We start from the raw sequence: 20206 nt of genomic DNA on the forward strand, positions 1-20206 counted from the left end.
CCATGTCCGCATCTGTTCTCGACACCCTGCGTCAGTCGGCCGAGAGCGGCGCGACCGGGCGCGTCTTCGGCGAGCCGGTCGCCCAGGACGGCGTCGTCCTGCTGCCCGTGGCCAAGGTCGGCTACGGCTACGGCGGCGGGTCCGGCTCGGGCCCTTCGCCGTCCGGCGACCATCGCGACGCCGAAGGCGGGGGCGGCGGATTCGGCGCCTCGGGCCGGGGGCTGGGCGTCTTCGTCCTCGACAAGGGGCAGGTGACGTGGCGTCCCGCCGTGGACGTGAACCGGGCCATCCTCGGCGGGCAGATTCTGGTCGGGGTCGCGCTGGTGATCGCCGGGGTCGTCCTCCGGGGCCGTTCGGGTGGCCGTCCGGGCAAGCGGCCGCACGGCCGGCGCCACGGTCATGGCTTGCGGGCTCGCCGGCACCACGGCTGAGGCGGTTGCTCGCGGCGCCGGTGACAGGTTCGGGCGCCCCTGGCCGTACGGCACAGCATGTCCGCGGAGACCCATGGCGCAGATGCCGGGAAAACGGCGTCTCCGCACCGGGTCATCGAGGTGGTCCAATGTGTCATGCGACGTGGCCTGAGCGTGCTGTTGTCCTTGGTCGTCGGGGTCGCCGTCGTGGCGGTGCCGTCGGCCGCCGCCGCGGTAACTTGGGGGCCCTGCGTCGACGGTCCCGCCCGGATGGTGTGCGCCACCGTGCGGGTGCCGGTCGACTGGTCCCGGCCGCGCGGGGAGACGGTGGGCATCGCCGTGGCGAAGCTGCCGGCCACCGGGCGCCGGATCGGGTCGCTGGTCGTCAATCCGGGCGGGCCCGGCGGGTCCGGGGTGGACATGGCCGCGAATGCCGAGGCGCGGTTCTCGGCGGAGCTGACCGCCGGCTTCGACATCGTCGGGTTCGATCCGCGCGGGCAGGGGCGCAGCCACACGTACGTGTGCGATGTGGACCTGGTCGACCGGCAGATCGACCTGCTCGTGCCCGCGAGCGCGGCGGACTTCGCGGCGCTGCTCGACGCCAACCGAGCCCTCGGGCGGAACTGCGAGGAGCTGACGGGCCGGCTGGCGCGGCACATGGACACGGCGAGCGTGGCGCGGGACGTGGACGCGATCCGCGCGGCGCTGGGCGAGCGGACGATCAGCTACTACGGCGTCTCGTACGGGACGATGATCGGGCAGCAGTACGCCGAGCTCTTCCCGCACCGGCTGCGCGCCCTGGCGCTCGACTCGAGCATGGACCACTCGCTCGGCATCCGGGACTACCAGGTGTGGGAGACGCGGGCCCAGGAGGGGGCGTTCCTGCGGTTCGCCGCGTGGTGCGAGCGGACCGCGGACTGCGCGCTGCACGACGAGGACGTGGTAGCGCTCTACGACGGGCTGGTCGAGCGGGCGGCGGCGGGCGAGCTGGTGTTCTTCCCGGGCACCGAGGCCGAACGCGTGCCCACGCCGACGGACCTCGCCGGGCTGCTGTTCAGCTCCATGTACGACCCCGCCGACTGGTTCACCCTCGCCCGCTCGCTGCGGCAGCTCGACGAGGAGGGCGTGCTGCTCCCGGCCGTCCGGGGGCGCGGCGAGCCCGTTCCGTACGGCTACCAGCCCGTGATGTGCCAGGACTTCCGCTTCGATCTGCGGTCGTACGCCGAGCTGGCGCGGCTCGAACGGGACCTGTGGCGGCTCGCCCCGCACGCCGGCCCGAGCGCGCTCGCCTGGTCGGATCTGACCGGCTGTCAGCGCTGGCCGGGACCGGTCGTGAACCCGCCGCACCGGCTCGTGGCGTCGCCGTCGTTGCCGCCGATCCTCATGACGAACAGCCGGTACGACGTGGCTACCCCGTACCAGTGGGCGCGGCACCTGGCCGCCCAGCTCCCCAGCGCGACGTTGCTGACCTATGACGGTGTGGGGCACGGGAACTATCGGCTGAGCTCGTGTGCGCGGGCTGCTGTGGACGCGTACCTGCTGACTTTGCGGTTGCCCCGTCAGGGGAAGCATTGCCCGGCTATCTATCCCACTGCGTCGTTGGCGGCCGCGGGATCGGTTCGGCCGCTCACGCGGTGAGGTGTTCCCCCAGCAGGCGGAGGGCGTGGCGGAGGCGCCACTTCGCCGTGCCCTCCGGGATGCCGAGGGCCTGCGCGACCTGCCGATAGGTCAGCCCGTCGTAGTAGGCGAGCAGCACGGCCCGCCGATGCGTCTCGGGCAGCTCGGCGACGGCCTGGCGGACCTCCTTGGCGGCGGCGGTGGCGAGCAGGTGGTCCTCGACGCACTGCGGCTCCGGGACGGGCATGACGACGTGGACGCTCGCCTGGGTGGTCCGGCGGCGCAGCCAGTCGATGCCCCGGCGGCGGGCGACGAGACACAGCCAGCCGCGCAGGGTGGCGCGGCCCGGGTCGAAGCGCTCGGGCCGGGTCCACAGCTCGACGAAGACGTCCTGGGTGATGTCCTCGGCGGTGCCGCGGTCGCCGGTCATGCGCAGCGCGACGCCGTAGACGAGCGAGCTGTGGGTGTCGTACGCCTCGGCCAGGCACTCGTCGGAGCCGGCGATCAGCCCCTCGCGCAGCCGCACGTCGTCCGATTCCGGCAGCGTGCGCATGTCAGTCACAGCCCATCGTGGCGGCCACGGCGAGGAAGTCGCCCGCGGCGGTGGCGTCCCCGGTGACGACGGCGTCCGGAGCACTGACCCGGCCCGCCAGCAGCCGGCAGAAGACGGCGGCGGGGAGTTCGATCCGGGCGACCACATCGGAGTTCGTACCCGGGGCGAGGGGTGCCTCCCGGGAGCCGCCGCCGGGGCCGGTCAGGACCAGGTCGATCGCCCGGCCCGGGTGGGCCCGGCCGGCGGCGGCCAGGGCGGCGGGGAGCAGGCGCAACGCGAAGGTCACGATGGCGGCCAGCGGCTCCGCGCCCGGATCGCGCGGCGGCAGGTGCAGCACCCGGCGTACGTCCTCGGCGTGTATCCACGTCTCGAAGCCCCGTTGGACCAGGGCCTCGCGCAGCGGCCGCTCGACGACCCGGCGCCCGGCCAGCCGCACCGGGCGGTCCAGGAGGCGCCCGTCGGTCCGGTCGATCCGCTCGATCAGGGCGCCGGCCTGCTGCCGCCAGTGCCGGTGCACGTCCGCCGGGGGCGCGCCCGGGCCCAGCGGCGGGGTGTCCAGGCCGGCGGCGGTGGCGACCAGCTCGTCGTTGCCGTACAGGTGCTCCATCAGGCGGCGCACCGAGGGGTGCGGGCGCGACGGCAGCTGCCAGAGCGGCAGGGAGAGGTCGCCCAGCAGGCCGTCCAGCTCGGCGACCTGCGCCCGATAGAAATCGGTCAAACTGCGGCTGCCGGCGGGACGCGCCGCGCGGGCGGCCGCCAGGACCCGGGCGCGCAGGGCGGGCGCCGGGGCCCGGGCCGTCGACACGCCGAGCCATTCGGCCGGGCGCCGCAGCGTGGCGATCTCGCCCGCGCAGGTCGCGCAGCCGTCCGCGTGCTCGGCGACCTGCCGCGCCTCCTCCGGCGAGCAGGCCTCGAGGACGTACGCGCCGAGCAGGTCACCGGCGTGCCAGTCATCCACCATCGCCACAGGCTCGCAGCTCGCGGGCCCGGGGCGTGTCAGCTACCCGACGCGGCGGCCGGATCGCCGTCCGGAGACGCCGTCCGTGCGAAACCCCGGGCGAGGAGAGGAGCTTGTCATGTGGCATTCGCGGGTGGCGATGGCTGCCGTGGGGGTTCTCGTCGCCGGGCTGGTGTCCGGCGGGCGGGCTGATTCCGCTGAAATCGGTTCCGGGGGGATTCCGGGGCTGCGGGGCGGCGGGGCGGTGACGCGGGATGCCTCCGGGGTTCCGCACGTCACGGCCGCCGACCCGCGCGACTTGTTCTACCTGCAGGGCTGGGCGCACGCCGACGACCGGCTGTTCCAGATGGACGTGTCACGCCGGCGGGGATCCGGCACGCTGGCGGAGCTGCTGGGCGCGAGCGCGCTGCCCGCCGACGTGCAGATGCGGACCCTCGGCCTGCGGCGGGCGGCCGAGCGCGGGCTCGGCGTGCTGTCCGGCGCGACCCGCCAGGCCCTTTCCGCGTACGCCGAAGGGGTCAACGCCTGGATCGCGCACCACCAGCTGCCGGGGCAGTACGCGGCTGTGCAGGTCAGCCAGGTCGCGCCCTGGACCGTCACGGACAGTCTCGTGGTGCTGAAAGCGCTTGCCTTCAGCCTGTCGTTCGACCTCGACATCGACCGGACGACAGCGGTTCGCGCGTACGACGCCGCGGGGCGGGACGGGCAGACCGCGGTGTTCCAGGATCTTTTCCCCTTCGCGCCGTTCACCGGCGCCTCCCCGGTCGCGGACGCCGGGGCGCCGGTGGCCGGCGGTTCCGGTCGCGGCGGGCGGACGCCGGACATCGAGCCCGTCCGCCTGCCGTCCGGGGTCGCCCGGATGGCCTCCGGCTATCTGGCCCGGGCCTCGCGGGTGCCGCTGATCGAACAGGCGCTCAACCGGAGTGGTGACCGCGGTTCCAACGCGTGGGTCATCAGCGGGCGGCACACCGCTTCGGGACGGCCGATCCTCGCCAGTGATCCGCATCTGGGGCTTGAGACCCCGGCTGTCTTCCATCCGATCGATCTGCGTGGTGCGGGGTTCGATGTGCGCGGCGACAGCCTGCCCGGCTCGCCGTTCGTGATTCTGGGGCAGAACAGGCAGATCGCGTACGCGGCGACGCAGCACCTGATGGACGTGACCGACACGTACGTGGAGCAGATCCGCCCCGACGCGTCCTCGCCGAGCGGGCTGTCCTCGGTGTACCGGAACAAACGGGAACCGGTGCTGGCTATTCCCGAAACGTTCCGGGTGAACGCGCGGACGCCGGGACAGCGTGACGCGATCAGTGTCGTGCCGCCGGGCGGGGCGATCCCGGCGCGGACTCTGATCGTGCCGCGCCGCAACAACGGGCCGCTGCTGACGGTCGACTCGGCGGCGGGGACGGCGTTGTCGGTGCAGTACACCGGGTTCTCGGGTACGGGCGAGCTGGAGGCCTTCCGGCTCTTCAATCTGGCGCGCGACGTGAACGATTTCCGGGCGGCGTTGCAGCATTTCGACGTCGGTGGTCAGCATTTCGTCTATGCCGATGTGCGGGGGACGATCGCCTACTTCACGCAGGCCGAGGTGCCTGTGCGGGAGGACTTGCAGGCCGGCCGGGTGTCGGGCAACCCGCCTTATCTGCTGCGGGACGGGACCGGGGGCAACGAATGGCTGCCGGTGCGGCATCGGCAGCCGCATCAGGCCGTGCCGTACGAGATCGTGCCGTTCGCCGAGTTCCCCCGGACGGTGAACCCGCCGGCGGGCTTCGTGGTGTCGGCGAACAACGACCCGACCCGGAACTCGTTCGACAACGACGTGCTGAACGAGGTGCGGCCCGGAGGCGGGATCGCGTACCTCGGCTTCTTCCACAACGGCTTCCGGGGCGGGCGCCTCACCGAGCTGGTCCGGGCCGCGGTGAAACGCGGTGGAATCGGTTCCAGTGATGTCACCGCGATGCAGGCCGACGTGACCGCGGTCGACGCCCGGTACTTCACCCGGGTCGTCACCGCCGCCCTGGCCCGCGCGCGGACCAGCACCACGCCGGCGCTGCGCGAGCTCGCGGGCGACGACCGGATCGTGGCGGCGGCCGGGCGCCTGGGCCGGTGGGACCACACGTATCCGACCGGCATCCCCGAGGGCTACGACGCCTCGGACAGCGGGAACCGGCTCCAGCAGCCGTCAGCGCGGGAGATCGACGCCAGCGTGGCGGCCACGATCTACGTGCTGTGGCGGGGCCGGTTCGTGACCGAGGTGCTCGACCGGCATGTCCCCGGGCTGCCCGCCTCCGGCGACTTCCACGCGATGCAGGCGGTGAAGCGGCTGCTGGACGACTTCGGCGCGCGGCACGGGGTGGGACGCTCGGGAATCGATTTCTTCGCCGTTCCCGGGATCGCCGACGCAGCCGACCGCCGGGACTTCCTCGTGCTGAAGAGCCTCGGTGACGCGCTCACGCTGGCGGCGGGCGAGGCCTTCGCGCCGGCGTTCGGGCGGTCGGCGGACCAGCGGGACTACCGGTGGGGGAAGCTGCACCGGATCACGCTGGCCTCGCCGCTCGGAGCGCCGTACTCGATCCCGTCCGCCGGGAACCGGTTCCAGCCGCCGTTGCCGGGCCTCTCCGGAGTGCCGGTCGACGGTGGCGCCAACGTGCCGGACGTGGCGGGCCATCCGCTGCGCTCCGACGCCCCGGAGAAGTTCACCGGCAGCCTGGTCCCGGCGCGCCGCTTCGTGGCCGTGGCGACGCCGTCGGGCTGGAGGTCGGTGAACGCCTTGGCCGGCGGGGTGAGCGAGGAGCTGGGCAGCCCGTTGGAGCAGAACCTGCTGCGGGGGTGGCTGGCCAACGACACGTACCCGGTGGGGTGAGAGAGCGCGCGGGCTTCGGTCCGCGCGCTTGCCTTTCTGACGCTGCTCGTCGGGCGGTCAGGGGCGGTAGCGGGCGGCCAGCTCGGGGGACTGCGCGCCGAAGGCGGCCAGGTCGGCCTCGAAGACGGCGGCGAGCAGGTCCTGCTGCTCGACGCCCGGGGCGGTGACGGTCTCGCCGAGGTCGAGGCCGTGCAGGCTCGCGGTGACCACGTCGGCGGCGCTCATGCGGGGGACCGCGCTGAGGTCCATGCCCTGCCGCTCGTGGAACTCGGTGGCCACGACACCCGGACAGACCACCTGCACCTGCACGCCGTGCGGGGACAGCTCGGCGTGCAGCGTCTGGGACAGGGCGACCGCATAAGCGAGGCTCGACGCGTACACGGCCCGGCGCAGCGGCACCTGGTCCAGGGTCGCCGGGCCGCTGAACGCGATCATTCCGGCCACAGTGACGATCCGGCCCGCGCCGCGCTCGATCATGCCCGGCGCGATGGCCCGGGTGAGCAGGGTGGGGGCGAGGACCTTGACGCCGACCAGCTCCTCCGCCTCCGCCTGGAGCAGCTCGGCGAAGGGCTTGTAGTGGGCCACGCCGGCGTTGTTGACCAGCATCGTCACCGGCTGGTCGGCGGCTGCGGCGGCGACCTGCCCGATGCCGTCGCGGGTCGCGAGGTCGGCGACCACGGCCTGCACCCGGACGGCCGGGAACTCCGAGGCGAGCTCGTCGAGCCGCTCCCGGCGCCGGCCGACGGCGATCAGGTCCATGCCCTGTGACGCGAGGCGGCGTGCGTACTCCCGGCCGATCCCGGACGACGCACCCGTCACGACAGCCAGTCCCGTCATGTTCTGTCTCCTTCGTGAGGTTCGAGATCAATGGTGGTCCCGGCCGCCGCGCTGCGGGTACGTCCCCGTGACAGTGGTCCTCGCAGGGCTACGACCGGCCGGCCGCCGGCGACCTACGATGCGGGCATGGCTTCTGGCGACAACCTGCTCGGCGACCATCTCCGGGCCCAGCGCGCCCGGGTGCGGCCCGAGCAGGTCGGGCTGCCCGGCGGGGCGAACCGGCGCGTGCCGGGGCTGCGCCGGGCGGAGGTGGCGCTGCTGGCCGGGATCAGCCCCGACTACTACCTGCGGCTGGAGCAGGGCCGGGACCGGCGGCCCTCCCCGCAGATCCTCGAGGCCCTGGCGCGGGTCTTCGGGCTCGACGCCACCGGCACCGCCTATCTGCTCTCGCTCACCGAGCAGGCCCCGGCCCGGGCCCGGCGGCGACCACGACGGGAATCGGTTCCCGAAGGAGTCAGCAAGCTGCTGTCAGCCCTGACGTTGCCCGCTTTCGTCGAGGGGCGGTACTTCGACGTCCTGGCCGCCAACCGGCTCGCCACCGCGCTCTCGCCCCGGCTCGTCATCGGGCGGAACCGGATCCGGGACGTGTTCCTCGACCCGGACGAGCGGGAGCTCTATCCCGACTGGGACGACACGACCGCCCGGCTCGTGGCCGGCTTCCGCCGCTCGGTGGGCCCCGATACGCAGGACTCCCGGTTCGTCGGGCTGGTGGGGGAGTTGTCGCTGGCGAGCGAGCGGTTCCGGGTGCTGTGGGCGCGGCACGACGTCCAGGCGCGGCAGAGCTGGCCGATCACGCTGGACCATCCGCTGGTCGGGGAGCTGACGCTCAATCGGGAGAAGCTCACCATCGCCGACACGGTGGAGACGCTCGTGCTCGCGATCTATCACCCCGATGCGGGCACGGACAGCGCCGAGAAGCTGGCCTTTCTCGCCTCATACAGCGCGGAGAGCGAGCAGGCCGCCGCTGGGTGAGCGACGACGGCCGGTCGCGGCGCAGAACGCGCGCGGAGAGCGAGCAGGCCGCTGCCGGGTGAGCGACGACGGCCGGTTGCGGCGCAGAACGCGCGCGAAAGGGAGCAGGCCGCCGCTGGGTGAGCGACGGCCTGCTGCGAGGAGGGATCAGCGCCGGGTGGAGCGCTCTTCCTCCGTGCGGGAAAGGTCCGGACGGGGAGAGTCCGTGCGGGAAAGGTCCGGACGGCCGGACCCGGAGACGTCGACCTGGTCGATCGCCGGGGCGCCGTCGACGGCGTCGGCGGCCACGGCGGCGTTCGTGGCGGTGCCGGCCGCGGAGCGGGGCGCCGAGCCCGGCAGGTCGAGGCTGTCGCGCAGCATGACCGGGCGCAGGGCGACGGCGGCGATCACGCCGACGATCGCGATGATGGCCGAGATGAGGAAGATGTGGCCGGTCGCGTCGCCGTAGGCCGCGCGGATGATGTGGACGACCGGCTCGGGCAGGCCGTTGAGGTTGAGGCTGCTGCCACCCGAGCTGCCGCTGGTGGGAATGCCCGCGGCGGCGAAGTCGTGGGTGATCTGATCGGTGACGCGGCGGGCCAGGACGGCACCGAGGACCGAGACGCCGATCGTGCCGCCGAGCGACCGGAAGAACGCCACCGTGGAGCTCGCGGCGCCGATGTCCTTGAGGGCGACGGTGTTCTGGACGGCCAGGACGAGGTTCTGCATGGCCATGCCGACGCCGGCGCCCACGAGGAACATGCTCACGCCGACGTACCAGAGCGGCGTCTCGTGGTCGATGACGGCGAGCATCGCGAAACCGGCGACCAGGACGACCGTACCGGCGATGATGTAGGGCTTGATCTTGCCGCTCGCGGTGATCATGCGGCCCGACACGATGGAGGAGAGCAGCACACCGGCCATCATGGGGATAGTGAGCAGGCCCGCCTCGGTGGGGCTGTAGCCGCGGCCGATCTGGAAGTACTGGCCGAGGAACACGGCGCCGCCGAACATCGCCATGCCGACCGCGAGGCTCGCGAGGATGGCCAGCGCGGTGTTGCGCTCGCGGATGATGGGCAGCGGCACGATCGGCTCGGCGGCGCGCGACTCGACCAGGACGGCGAGGGCCAGCAGGATCAGCGAGCCGGCGACCATGACGGCGGTCTGCCAGGACAGCCAGGCGAACGAGTCGTCCACGAAGGAGATCCACACGAGCAGCAGGCTGACCCCGGCCGCGATGAGCGTGGCGCCGAGGTAGTCGATCTTCACGTTGTCGCGGCGGATCGTCGTCAGGTGCAGGGTGAACTGCAGCAGGATGAGCGCGACCACGGCGAACGGGACGCCGACGAAGAAGCACCAGCGCCAGCCCAGCCAGCTCGTGTCGACGATCAGGCCGCCGAGCAGCGGGCCGCCGACCGTCGCGAGGGCCATGACGCCGCCGAGGTAGCCGTTGTAGCGGCCGCGCTCGCGGGGCGGGATCATGGCGGCGATGGCCACCTGGACCAGCGCCTGCAGGCCGCCGACGCCGATGCCCTGGAAGGCGCGGGCCGCGATCAGCTGACCCGCGGTCTGGCTGAAGCCGGCGACGAACGAGCCGACGACGAAGACGACGATGGAGAGCTGGATCAGCAGCTTCTTGCTGAACAGGTCGGCCAGCTTGCCCCAGATCGGGGTGGTCGCCGTGGCGGCCAGCAGGGTGGCCGTGACGACCCAGGTGTACTGGGTCTGCGAGCCGTCCAGCGCGCCGATGATCTTGGGCAGGGCGGTCGAGACCACCGTGCTGCTGAGCATCGCGACGAAGAGGACGAGCAGCAGGCCGCTGAGGGCCTCGAGGGTCTGCCGGTGGTTCATCGGCTCGGCTGGTGCCGTCGCCGCGGGAGTCGTGGACACGCTCAAGATGCGTTCTCCGTGATCTTGTGAGACGGGGTCTCGCGAGCCGGAATCTCGTGGGACGGGGTCCTCGGGGACGGGGTCCCGGGCGACGGGGTCCCGTGAGAAGGGGGCTCGTGAGACGGCGCCTCGATGGCGGTGGTGAAGCGGTGCAGGGCGGCGCTGAACGACGCGACCTCGCCGGGGGTCCAGCCGTCGAGGGCGCGGCCGAGGACCTCGCCGTACCACTGGGTGGCCTCGTCGAGGGCGGCCCGGCCGGCGGGGGTGAGGATCAGGACGGTCGCGCGCCCGTCGTGCGGGTCGGGCTCACGGGCCACGAGTCCCTGTGCGACCAGGGCGGCGACCGCCCGGCTGACGGTCGACGGGTCGAGCGCGGTGGAGACGGCCAGCTCCCGGGAGTGGCACCCGCTCTCCAGGCGGTCGATCCGCATGAGCATGCCGATCGAGCCCAGAGGCACGGCGCTGTGCTGCGCCGAACGCTGTTTGAGCAGCCGGACCGCCTTCATCAGATCTTGCAGGCGGGTGCCGACCTCCACCGTCGCGCCTTCCACGACTGTCCGTCTCCTCCCAAGTCGTTGGTTGCCACAGACAAGCATCCATCAATGTTGCCCAGTGCGCAAGTTTGCTCAACGAGAAGATAGTCTGGCGTTTGCGCAACCTGCATGAAACATTGAGGCACTGCAGAATGCATCCAGGCGGGAGCGGGAGTGAACATCCTCGTGGGCGTCGACGGATCCACGTCGTCCATGCGAGCCGGCGCCTACGCGGTCGGCCTGGCCCGCCGCCAGCACGGCCGCCTGGTCGCCGTCTACGTGCGCGCGCGCCCGTCGGCACTGCTCCCGCTGGTCGACGGAGGCGGCGCCGGGGTCGCGACGCTGGTCGACGCGCAGGAGGCGGTGGAGCAGGAGCTACGGGACGCCTTCACCACGTACGTCCCCCAGCTCCTGGTTGACGCGCAGCTGCTCGTGCGCACGGGCGAGCCGTACGCCGAACTGGCCGCCGTCGCCGAGCAGATCCAGGCCGACGCCGTGATCGTCGGCCGCTCCACCAAGATGCTCCACCGCGTCGCTGGCTCGGTCTCCGTCAAGCTGGTCCGCTGCGGCCGCTGGCCCGTGACCGTCGTCCCCTGACCAGGGCGCCGGGGAGCCTCAGCCGCGGATGGTGGTCAGGTCGTCGAGGCCGGCGACGGTCAGGACCGGGGCCAGCAGGGGAGTGGCGACCAGGCGCAGGTGGTCGGCGTGGGGGAAGAGGGCGGCCAGGCCGGCGCTGTCGATGTATTCGACGTCGGTCAGGTCCACGGTGAGCGGCTCGCCCGGTTGAGTGCCGCGGGCCTCGGCCAGGGCCGCGGCGAAGGCGGCGGCGTTGCTCATGTCGATCTCGCCGGCGGCGGTGAGGCGGGCGGGGCCGGTGGTGAGCGTCAGGGCTGTGCTCATTGGGTGATCCTCGCGGACATGCCGACGACGGTGCCGTCGGCGCGGGTCGTGACGGTGACTTCGTTCATGAGGGCGCGCATCAGGGTGAAGCCGCGGCCGCGGTGGGGGTTGGCCTCGGGTTGCGGGGTTTTCCAGCGGCCGCTGTCGGTGATGGTGAGGTGCAGGTCGTCGGCGGTGGCGGCGGCGTGGAGCAGGATGCTGCCCTCGGGGCCGTGGCGGTGACCGTGCTCGATGGCGTTGGCGCAGGCCTCGCCCGCGGCGACGAGGACGTTCTGGGCGGTCAGGGTGTCGATGCCGCAGAGGGCGAGCCAGCTGCGCAGGGCCGAGCGGGCCTGGGCGAGGCGGCCCGGCTCGGCGGGGAAGCTGAACTGCAGCGGACCGGGGTGGCGATAGAGCAGCAGGGCCACGTCGTCGTCGTAGCCGCCGGCCGGGGCCATGTGGTCCATGACGTCGGTGGCCAGCTCCTCGAGCTCGGCCGCCCGGCCCTGCTGGACCGCCGCGGTCACCTGCTCGATGCCGTGGGTGAGGGGCTGCTTGCGCCGCTCGACCAGGCCGTCGGTGTAGAGCAGCAGCGTGGCGCGTGGGGGCATGGTGTAGCGCGCCTCCGGGCGGTCGCGGCGGGCGGGGACCCCGAGGGGACGGGAGCGGCCCTGGTCGAGCAGATCGGTGCCGCCGCCCGGATGGGCGACGATGGCCGGCGGGTGACCCGCGCTGGCGTAGCTGAGCTCGCCGGTGTCCGCGTCGAGCACGCCGCAGAAGACGGTCGCGCAGGAGGCGCCGGGCAGCTGGGCGGCGAAGCTGTCGAGGGCCGTCAGCGTCTGGGCCGGGTCGGTGTTCTGCAGCAGCAGCGCGCGGCAGGCACTGCGCAGCTGGCCCATGACCGTCGCCGCCTGCAGGCCGTGCCCCACGCAGTCGCCGACGACGATGCCGATGCGGTGGTCGGCGAGCGGCACGATGTCGTACCAGTCGCCGCCGACCTTGAGCGGGCGCGTCGCGGGGGCGTAGCGGACGGCGAACCCGTCGGGCAGCTGGGCCGGGCCGAGGATCGCCCGCTGCAGGGCCAGGGCGGTCTCGCGCTGCTGGTCGATCTGGTGCAGCCGGTGCAGGCCCTGGCCCAGGTGCCCGGCGAGCAGCGCCAGCAGCGTCCGGTCCTGCTCGGTGAAGGGCCTGTTCTCGGCCAGCTGGATCCACAGGCCCAGCGTCCCGTCCGGGTGCTCCAGCGCGATGCCCGCGCCGCCGGACTGCGGCGCGGCCGGGGTCAGCAACGGCTGATCCCGTACGGCCAGCAGCGCCGGAGGCGGCCCGGACGCGAGCGAGCCCGGATCGGTGCTGGCCAGGGCGGGCGTTCCGGTGCCGTCGAACACGGCCGCGTACACCTCGGTGGCCTGCCACAACTCCCGCAGCTCGAGCAGCACCCCGGTGAGGGCGCCGGACACGCTGTCGGCCTGGGACAGCCGCACGCTCACCGCCGCCAGCGCCGACTCCCGCTGCACCGCGTAGTGCTCGTCGGTGACGTCGCGGAACGTGCCGACGACCACGCGGCGCCCGGTGTCGGGGTCGGCGACCTGGTTGAAGGCGGCCGCCACCCAGAGCCGGTGCCCGTCGCGGTGGACGACCGGGATCGTGTAGGTGCCGCGGGACCGCTCGGTCAGCAGCGCGAACGCGTCGGCCACCTCCTGGTGCCCCTCGGGGTCGGCCGTCCGGTCGGGCCACCACGGGTGCACCGCCGCGTAGGGCAGGCCCTCCGGCCCGTACCCCAGGATGTCGGCGAAGGTGGAATTGATCTCGATGACCGCGCCGTCCTCGTCGCAGACGAAGAACGCCTCCTGCAGGGAGTCGATCAGCGCGGTGCGCCAGCGGGCGTGATGGTTGCGCAGGCGGGACAACTCCACATTCGCCCGTACGCGGGCCAGCAGCTCGGCCGACGAGAACGGCTTGACCAGGTAGTCGTCGGCGCCCGCCTCCAGCCCCTCGATCGACGCCTCCTCGCCGGCGCGGGCGGAGAGCAGCAGCACGGGCGTGCTCGCCGTCCGGGGGTCGGCCCGCAGCGCGGCGACCAGCTGCAACCCGTCGAGCCGGGGCATCATCACGTCGCTGACGATCAGGTCCGGCGGCTGCCGCCGGGCGTGCTCGAGGGCCGCCTGACCGTCGCCGACCGCCTCGACCCGGTGGCCCGAGGAGCGCAGCAGCCGGGTCAGATAGTCGCGCATGTCCGCGTTGTCGTCGGCGACCAGCACCTGGGCCGGGGACGAGACCGGCGCCGGGGCGTCCACCACGTCGTCGACCCCGGGCAGCCAGCGCAGGGCTTCCTGCAGGAAGGGCTCGGCGGTGGTGGAGACCAGCGGTTCGGAGGAGGTGGGCACATGCCCCGCCGCGAAGGGAAGGCGGATCGTGAACGTCGTGCCGCGGCCCTCCTCGCTCTCCGCCGCGATGCTGCCGCCCTGCAGCTCGACCAGCTCCTTGACCAGGGCGAGGCCGATGCCGCTGCCCTCGTTGGAACGCGAGCGGGCGTTCTCGATGCGGTGGAAGCGCTCGAAGAGCCGGGGCATCTCCGGCGCCGGGACGCCGATGCCGGTATCGGCCACGGTGACCAGCGCCTCGCCGTCCACCTCGGCGACGGTGACCCGGACGCCGCCGGTGAACGTGAACTTGAGCGCGTTGCTGAGCAGGTTGAGGATCACCTTCTCCCACATCTCGTGGTCGAGCCGCACCGGCCGGGCCAGCGGCGGGCAGTGCACGTCGAAGGTCAGCCCGGCCCGCTCGACGGCGGAGCGGAAGACGCCGGCCAGCTCGGCGGTGGCGGCGGCCAGGTCGACCGGCTCGTAGCTGGCCCGCATCCGGCCGGCCTCGAGCCGCGAGAAGTCGAGCAGCGTGTTGACCAGCTTGCCCAGCCGCAGCGCGTTGCGCTGGATGACGTCGAGCTCGGCCCGGACGCCCTCGTCGCCGACGTCGCGCCGGGTGAGCAGCTCCTCCACCGGGCCCATGATCAGGGTCAGCGGGGTCCGGAACTCGTGGCTGATGTTGGAGAAGAACGCCGTCTTGGCCCGGTCGAGCTCGGCCAGCTCCTCGGCCCGCCGCTGCTGCGCCTCGTAGCTGCGCGCGCTGGCGATGCCCGCCGCCACGTGACCGGCGGCGAGCTCGAGGAAGCCCCGGTACGACTCGTCGAGCGCGCGGTAGCGGTTGAGCGCGGCCACCATGAACCCGTACGGGCTGCCGCCCTGTTGCAGCAGCGGCAGCACCAGCGCCTGGGTCGGCGGCTCGGACCAGTCGCCGGACGGCAGCTCGCCGCTCAGGCCGTCCAGCTCCACGATGCCGCCGGTCGCGGGCCATTTGTGCGCGGTGGCCGGATGGGTCGGATCGATGCCCGTGACGGCCGCCAGCCGGGCCTCCTCGCCGTCGGCCAGGTAGGTCAGCGTGAACGGCAGGTCCTTGCGGTTGCGGTCGAGCTGCGTGCCCGCGAAGGTGAGCATCTGCTGTTCCGTACGGATGGCGCTGGGGTCGGAGCCGAGGTCGCGCAGGGTGGCCATGCGCCGCTCGCCCAGCACCCGCTCGGTGTCCTCGCTGACCACGCAGAGCATGCCGACCACGCTGCCCTCGTCGTCGCGCAGCGGGCTGTAGGAGAAGGTGTGGTAGCTCTCCTCGGAGTAGCCCGACCGCCCGACGAAGAGCAGCAGCGCCTCGTCCCAGGTGGCGTGGCCGGTGCGCAGCACGGTCTCGATGCGCGGGCCGATGTCGCCCCAGATCTCGGCCCACACCTCGGTGGCCGGGCGGCCCAGCGCCCACGGGTACTTGCGGCCCAGCGTGTCGTGGCGATAGGCGGCGTTGCAGAAGAAGGTCAGCTCCGGGCCCCACGCCATCCACATGGGAAACCGCGAGCTCAGCAGGATGCTGACGGCGGTGCGCAGGCTCTGCGGCCAGCCCTCGGGCGGCCCGAGCGGCGTCGCCTCCCAGCGCACGGCGGCCAGATCGCGGCCCACATCGCCGTCGGCGGCGAACACCTCGGCGACCGGCGCCCGCCCCGCTGCGAAATCACCTTCGTTCATCGGATGGGATTCTCCCCGTTTCCCGCGACTCGCGCTCGTCGGCCCCGCCCGGCAGGGTCCCTCGTCCGGGCCACCCCAGGGGGACGGTCAGGACGAAGCCATGCGGATCAGGGCATTGCCCCCCAGGAGCAGGACGTCCGCGCCGGCCACGAAGGCCATGCTCAGGTGCAGCCGCCGGGTCGCCCGCTCCGGGTCGGGGTCCGTCATGCCCCGCACGGCGCTGATCAATCCCGCCAGCACCAGCGGGATGCCGCCGATCAGCAGCAGGCCGACCGAGCCGGGCGTGTTGCCCCGCGACACCAGCAACGTGATCATCACCACGGGCAGCAGGCCGAAGAACACCAGGGCCAGCCCCGCATACCATCGCAGTGCCCGCAACGCGCTCGTCATGCTGGTCCGGCCCCTTCCCGACGCGAGCCCAGATCGTAACCGGGGCGCACACCCTGAAAGGAAACGGTCAGCAGGCCGGCCCGCGTCTTCACGTGATAGCGGGTGCGGCCGCGCTTGACGATCGTCCCGCGCAGCCCCTCGTACTTGCCGGCCACGGTCAGCCGCACCTCGTCGCCGACGCGCAACGGAACGCTCTCGGTCACGGCGGCGACCCGGGGGTCACGCAGGCGGGCCAGCTCGGCCTCGTAGCGGGGGTGCATCGGGGCCGGCTCCCCGTCCCGCGTCCAGGTGTAGATCGCGGCCGGGTCGAAGGTGGGCGAGCACGACGGGCAGGAACGCACCCGGACGGGCCGGCGATGCGCGGTCGTACGGTGCCCCGCCGCGCACGTCCCGACGAAGCCGCCCTCCACCCGGGGCGCGTCCCCGGGCACGCACCGCGTCCCCGAACAGCCGATGCGCTGCGCGGTCGCCCGCCACACCCGGTCGTGCCCGTGCTTCGGGCCGGCCAGCGCGTGCGCGATCTCGTGCAGCACGGTGTCGCGGACCTGCTCCTCCGAATAGATCTCGGTCAGCGCCCGGGACAGCCCGATCTCCTTGCGGTCGGAGCGGCACACCCCCGCCCGCGTCTTGGCGTTGTCGAACACCAGGCGCCACCCGGTGAGCCGGTGCCGCGCCATGAGTCCGTACGCGAGCTCCCGCGCCGAGATCAGATCCACCCGACGATGGTGCCACGTCACATAAGAATGGACTTGTCGGTCCAGACGCGGCGTGGCAAAGTCTGGACCATGAAGTCCAATGATTACTTCCTGCTCGGCCGATCCGGTCTGCGCGTGAGCCGTCTGGCCCTCGGCACCATGAACTTCGGCGTGGGCGGCTTCCACGCGGCCTACGGCAAGCCGGAGGAGGAGGCCGCGCCGATCTTCCACCGCTACGTCGAGGCGGGCGGCAACTTCATCGACACCGCCGACTTCTACACGGCGGGGGAGAGCGAGCGCATGCTCGGCCGGCTGATCGCCCGGGCCGGCAACCGGAACCGCCTGGTGCTGACCAGCAAGTTCACCAACACGGTGGACCCCGCCGACCCCAACGCGGGCGGCAACGGCCGCAAGCACATGATCCGCGCGCTGGAGGCGTCGCTGCGCCGGCTCGGCACCGACCACCTCGACGTCTACCTGCTGCACACCTGGGACCGGATCACGCCGGTCGAGGAGGTGGTGCGAACCTTCGACGATCTCGTCCGCGCCGGGAAGATCCGTTACGCCGGCCTGTCCGACGTGCCCGCCTGGTACGCCGCCCGCGCCCAGAGCTACGCCGAGGCCCACGGCCTGGCCCCGATGATCACCGTCCAGCTGCCGTACTCGCTGGTCAACCGGGCCGTCGAGCCGGAGTTCGTCCCGATGGCGCAGTCGCTGGGTCTCGGCCTCACCGCGTGGAGCCCGCTCGGCGGCGGCCTGCTCACCGGCAAATACCGCCGTGACGGCAGCGGCCCGGGCCGGCTGGGCGACGCGGGCGTGCCGATCGGCGACCGGGAGTGGGCGGTGCTCGAGGCGCTGGAGGCCGTGGCCGCCGACCTCGGTCAGCCGGTCGCCCGGGTGGCCCTCAACTGGGTCGTCACCCGGCCCGGGGTCGCCGCGGCCGTCGTCGGGGCGAGCAGCGCCGACCAGCTCGGCGGCACCCTGGCCGCGCTGGACTTCGAGCTACCCGCCGACGCCCGCCGCCGGCTCGACGAGGCGAGCGCCGTGCCGCTGCCCGCGCCCTACTCCATGTTCACCCCGGAGTACCAGTCGTGGATCGTCAGCCCCGGTCTGTCCATCGGCGACAAGCCCGCCGGCTATGCCCCGCCCGTGCTCAACGCGGCCTGATTGTTAGCGTGAGCCGCATGACGGGGCTGACGGCGAAGGGCGCGGCGACCCGGGAGCGGATCGTACGGGCGGCCACCGACCTGATCCTCGACCGCGGGGTCGCCGGCATGACCCTCGACGAGATCCGGGCCGGCACCGGCACCAGCAAGAGCCAGCTCTTCCACTATTTCCCGGGCGGCAAGAGCGAGCTCGTCGGCGCCATCGCCGCCTTCCAGAACGGCCGGGTCATGGCGGCCCAGGAGCCGTGGCTCGACCGGCTCGACTCCTGGGCGGCCTGGCAGTCCTGGCGCGACGCCGTCGTCACCTACTACCGCGGGCTGACCCACAAGTACTGCTCGGTCAGCGCCCTGGTCAACGACGTCGCGCCCACCGACCCCGCCCTGGCCGCCGAGATCGCCGCCCACGCCGACCGGTGGCGCGAGCAGCTCGCCGCCGGCCTGCGCACGATGCGCGACCGGGGCCTGCTGCGCCCGGAGGCCGACCCCGACCGGCTGGCGCTGGCCACCTTCGCCACGCTGCAGGGCGGGCTGCTCGTCATGCAGTCGCAGGACGACATCGAGCCGCTCGAGGCCGCCCTCGACGGCGCGCTGACCATGCTGCGCGCCTGGTCGTGACGGCACTCGGCGAGATCAGGCGGCGGCGACCGGGCGGATGATCTCGTCCGCCACCCACTGGGCGACGCCGGCCGGCCACGGCGCGGGCAGACCCAGGACGAGGTGCGTGAACCCGGCTTCGATCGCCGCGGCGGCCGCGTCCCGGGTGGCGGCCGGATTGTCGTACGCGACCCCGAGGTGGATCGACCGCGTGATCTCCGCCGGGTCCCGGCCGATCTCCGCGCAGTAGCGGTCGAGCAGCCTGCTCCGGCCGACCGCGTCGGGCAGGTCACCGCCCGGGATGTTCCAGACGTCCGCGTGCTCGGCGACGATCCGCAGCACTTGGGCCGAGCGCCCGCCCACGACGATCGGCGGGTGCGGCCGCTGGACCGGTTTCGGGTGGCCGATCGCCCCGGTGAGCCGGTGATACTCGCCGGAGAAGTCGAACGGCTCGGCCGACGTCCACAGCCGCCGGACGATGGTCAGCGACTCGGCGAGGCTGCCGGCCGCGTGGGCCGCGTCGTGATAGGGCAGGCCGTGGGCGTCGTACTCCCGGCGGGCCCAGGGGATGTCGGTGCGCGAGCCGGCGCCGATCCCGAAGTCGAGCCGGCCGCCGGACACGATGTCGACGGTCGTCGCCATCTTGGCCAGCAGGGCGGGCGGCCGGATCCGGTTGCTGGTCACCATCAGGCCCAGGCGCAGCCGCGACGTCCGGGCCGCCAGCGCCGCCAGCAGGGTCCAGCCCTCGAGGATCGGGCCGTCGAGGGGGCCGCCGATCGGCAGCAGGTGGTCGAAGAGCCACGCGTGCCCGATCTCCGGGACGCCGTCCGCCTCGTGCCACACCCGGTGCACGTCCGCGTAGCTCACCTGCTGCGGCGCGGTCATGATGCCGAAGCTGGCCGTCACTTGGACTCCAGTTGCCCGGCGGCCGGGTCGACGCTCAGGGGCGAGCCGAGCAGGAACGCCGTCGACACCCGCTGAACCGCCGCCACGCGGGCCGGGTCCTCGTCGGTGGTCTCGGTGCTGTGGTAGCCGGTGATGCCGCCCAGGGAGTGCTCCCCGCCGAAAAGGGTGAGCAGCGTCTTCGGCGCCGGGCTCAGGTGGTAGGCGTCGGTCCACCAGTCGGGCTTGCGGACGGTCAGCGCGGACTGGTCGGCGTCGCCCGCCACGATCAGGGCCGGGGCGGTCATGGCCGTGAAGTCGGGGCTCATGAAGGCGAAGTGCTCGGCGGCGAAGGGGCTCAGGTCGGCCCCGCCGAGGCCGGCGACGGCCAAGAGCACGCCCGCCTTCACCCGGGGATCGGCGCCCGGGAGGCTGTCGTCGCCGACGACCGTGGCACCGAGCAGGGCACTCGCGGTCGTGGCGCCCCAGGAGTGGCCGGCCACGGCGATGCGGTCGCGGTCGACCCGTCCGGCCAGGCCCGGCACGGCGGCCAGCAGGGTGTCGAGGTCGTCGAGGACGCGGCGCAGGTCGGCGTCGCGGAAGCGCCAGATCTCCGGGTAGCGGGGGTCGTCCGGGGTGACGTTCAGGGTGCGGGAGTCGAGGTGCGTGGGCTGCACGACGACGAAGCCGGCCGCGGTCCAGTGGTCGACCAGCGGGGCGTAGCCGCGCATCGACTCGCCGAAGCCGTGCGAGAAGACGATGACGGGCAGGTCGTCGCCGCTCAGCGGGGCGGAGACGCGGACCTGAAGGTCGTCGCCGCGCTCGGGGGCGGACAGGACGACCGGGCTGACAGAGATGACGGACATGGTTCTCCTCGCGAAATAAGCGGAACATCGCTCCGCATCAAACATACGGAGCAGTGCTCCG

The 20206-nt window shown here is 73.1% G+C and carries 18 protein-coding genes; 7 read left to right on the forward strand and 11 right to left on the reverse strand.

Annotated features, from left to right (window positions below; genetic code table 11):
* Positions 1–2 precede the first annotated feature (2 nt).
* The gene (locus RAN62_RS25345; RefSeq protein ID WP_305787257.1) at positions 3–431 is read left to right on the forward strand and encodes a spore germination protein GerW family protein; all 429 of its coding nucleotides are present in this window, start codon (positions 3–5) and stop codon (positions 429–431) included.
* Positions 432–566: 135 nt separating this feature from the next.
* A complete protein-coding gene (locus RAN62_RS25350; RefSeq protein WP_305787258.1) occupies positions 567–2048 on the forward strand; it encodes an alpha/beta hydrolase in 1482 nt (493 codons plus the stop codon).
* Here RAN62_RS25350 and RAN62_RS25355 read toward each other — a convergent pair.
* Positions 2038–2580, reverse strand: coding sequence for an RNA polymerase sigma factor (locus RAN62_RS25355; protein WP_305787287.1), 543 nt, complete (start codon positions 2578–2580; stop codon positions 2038–2040). The two genes, RAN62_RS25350 and RAN62_RS25355, sit on opposite strands and share 11 nt — an antisense overlap.
* Position 2581: 1 nt before the next feature.
* Complete coding sequence (locus RAN62_RS25360) at positions 2582–3541, reverse strand: zf-HC2 domain-containing protein (protein WP_305787259.1); 960 nt, start codon at positions 3539–3541, stop codon at positions 2582–2584.
* A 115-nt stretch (positions 3542–3656) separates the two neighbouring features.
* On the opposite strand from RAN62_RS25360, the gene RAN62_RS25365 reads away from it, so the two are divergent.
* A complete protein-coding gene (locus RAN62_RS25365) occupies positions 3657–6398 on the forward strand; it encodes a penicillin acylase family protein (RefSeq protein WP_305787260.1) in 2742 nt (913 codons plus the stop codon).
* Between the two features lie 57 nt (positions 6399–6455).
* Here RAN62_RS25365 and RAN62_RS25370 read toward each other — a convergent pair whose 3' ends face one another.
* Positions 6456–7235 carry an SDR family NAD(P)-dependent oxidoreductase gene (locus RAN62_RS25370; protein WP_305787261.1) on the reverse strand — a complete coding sequence of 260 codons (780 nt, stop codon included), beginning with the start codon at positions 7233–7235 and terminating at the stop codon, positions 6456–6458.
* 126 nt (positions 7236–7361) lie between these two features.
* On the opposite strand from RAN62_RS25370, the gene RAN62_RS25375 reads away from it, so the two are divergent.
* Entirely contained in the window at positions 7362–8207 is an 846-nt protein-coding gene (locus RAN62_RS25375; protein ID WP_305787262.1) for a helix-turn-helix domain-containing protein, read from the forward strand.
* Between the two features lie 147 nt (positions 8208–8354).
* On the opposite strand, the gene RAN62_RS25380 is transcribed toward RAN62_RS25375, so the two are convergent.
* Positions 8355–10037 carry an MDR family MFS transporter gene (locus tag RAN62_RS25380; protein ID WP_305787288.1) on the reverse strand — a complete coding sequence of 561 codons (1683 nt, stop codon included), beginning with the start codon at positions 10035–10037 and terminating at the stop codon, positions 8355–8357.
* Positions 10038–10078: 41 nt separating this feature from the next.
* Positions 10079–10627, reverse strand: coding sequence for a MarR family winged helix-turn-helix transcriptional regulator (locus RAN62_RS25385; RefSeq protein WP_305787263.1), 549 nt, complete (start codon positions 10625–10627; stop codon positions 10079–10081).
* Between the two features lie 156 nt (positions 10628–10783).
* Between RAN62_RS25385 and RAN62_RS25390 the strand changes: the two genes are divergently transcribed.
* The gene (locus tag RAN62_RS25390; RefSeq protein ID WP_305787264.1) at positions 10784–11206 is read left to right on the forward strand and encodes a universal stress protein; all 423 of its coding nucleotides are present in this window, start codon (positions 10784–10786) and stop codon (positions 11204–11206) included.
* An 18-nt stretch (positions 11207–11224) separates the two neighbouring features.
* Here RAN62_RS25390 and RAN62_RS25395 read toward each other — a convergent pair whose 3' ends face one another.
* The 4 genes from RAN62_RS25395 to RAN62_RS25410 all read right to left on the reverse strand — a co-directional run bounded on the left by RAN62_RS25395 (position 11225) and on the right by RAN62_RS25410 (position 16658).
* On the reverse strand, positions 11225–11509 hold the full coding sequence (locus RAN62_RS25395; protein ID WP_305787265.1) for an STAS domain-containing protein: 285 nt from the start codon (positions 11507–11509) through the stop codon (positions 11225–11227).
* The gene (locus RAN62_RS25400) at positions 11506–15552 is read right to left on the reverse strand and encodes a SpoIIE family protein phosphatase (RefSeq protein WP_305787266.1); all 4047 of its coding nucleotides are present in this window, start codon (positions 15550–15552) and stop codon (positions 11506–11508) included. Before RAN62_RS25400 ends, RAN62_RS25395 begins: the two co-directional genes overlap by 4 nt.
* An 87-nt stretch (positions 15553–15639) precedes the next feature.
* Positions 15640–15942 (reverse strand): hypothetical protein, encoded by a 303-nt coding sequence (locus RAN62_RS25405; protein ID WP_305787267.1) that lies wholly within the window; start codon positions 15940–15942, stop codon positions 15640–15642.
* Positions 15939–16658, reverse strand: a complete 720-nt coding sequence (locus tag RAN62_RS25410; protein WP_305787268.1) for a SprT-like domain-containing protein — start codon at positions 16656–16658, stop codon at positions 15939–15941. Before RAN62_RS25410 ends, RAN62_RS25405 begins: the two co-directional genes overlap by 4 nt.
* A 69-nt stretch (positions 16659–16727) precedes the next feature.
* Between RAN62_RS25410 and RAN62_RS25415 the strand changes: the two genes are divergently transcribed.
* Together RAN62_RS25415 and RAN62_RS25420 are read left to right on the forward strand one after the other, a co-directional pair.
* On the forward strand, positions 16728–17804 hold the full coding sequence (locus tag RAN62_RS25415; RefSeq protein WP_305787269.1) for an aldo/keto reductase: 1077 nt from the start codon (positions 16728–16730) through the stop codon (positions 17802–17804).
* Positions 17805–17821: 17 nt separating this feature from the next.
* The gene (locus RAN62_RS25420) at positions 17822–18418 is read left to right on the forward strand and encodes a TetR/AcrR family transcriptional regulator (RefSeq protein ID WP_305787270.1); all 597 of its coding nucleotides are present in this window, start codon (positions 17822–17824) and stop codon (positions 18416–18418) included.
* A gap of 15 nt (positions 18419–18433) precedes the next feature.
* Here the strand turns inward: RAN62_RS25420 and RAN62_RS25425 are convergent, their stop codons facing one another.
* Both RAN62_RS25425 and RAN62_RS25430 read right to left on the reverse strand, forming a co-directional pair.
* Positions 18434–19303: an LLM class flavin-dependent oxidoreductase gene (locus RAN62_RS25425; protein ID WP_305787271.1), complete on the reverse strand. Its 870-nt coding sequence runs from the start codon at positions 19301–19303 to the stop codon at positions 18434–18436.
* Positions 19300–20145, reverse strand: a complete 846-nt coding sequence (locus RAN62_RS25430; RefSeq protein ID WP_305787272.1) for an alpha/beta hydrolase family protein — start codon at positions 20143–20145, stop codon at positions 19300–19302. Before RAN62_RS25430 ends, RAN62_RS25425 begins: the two co-directional genes overlap by 4 nt.
* Positions 20146–20206 lie beyond the last annotated feature (61 nt).

It is taken from the genome of Symbioplanes lichenis (assembly GCF_030709675.1).
Taxonomy (GTDB): domain Bacteria; phylum Actinomycetota; class Actinomycetes; order Mycobacteriales; family Micromonosporaceae; genus Actinoplanes; species Actinoplanes lichenis.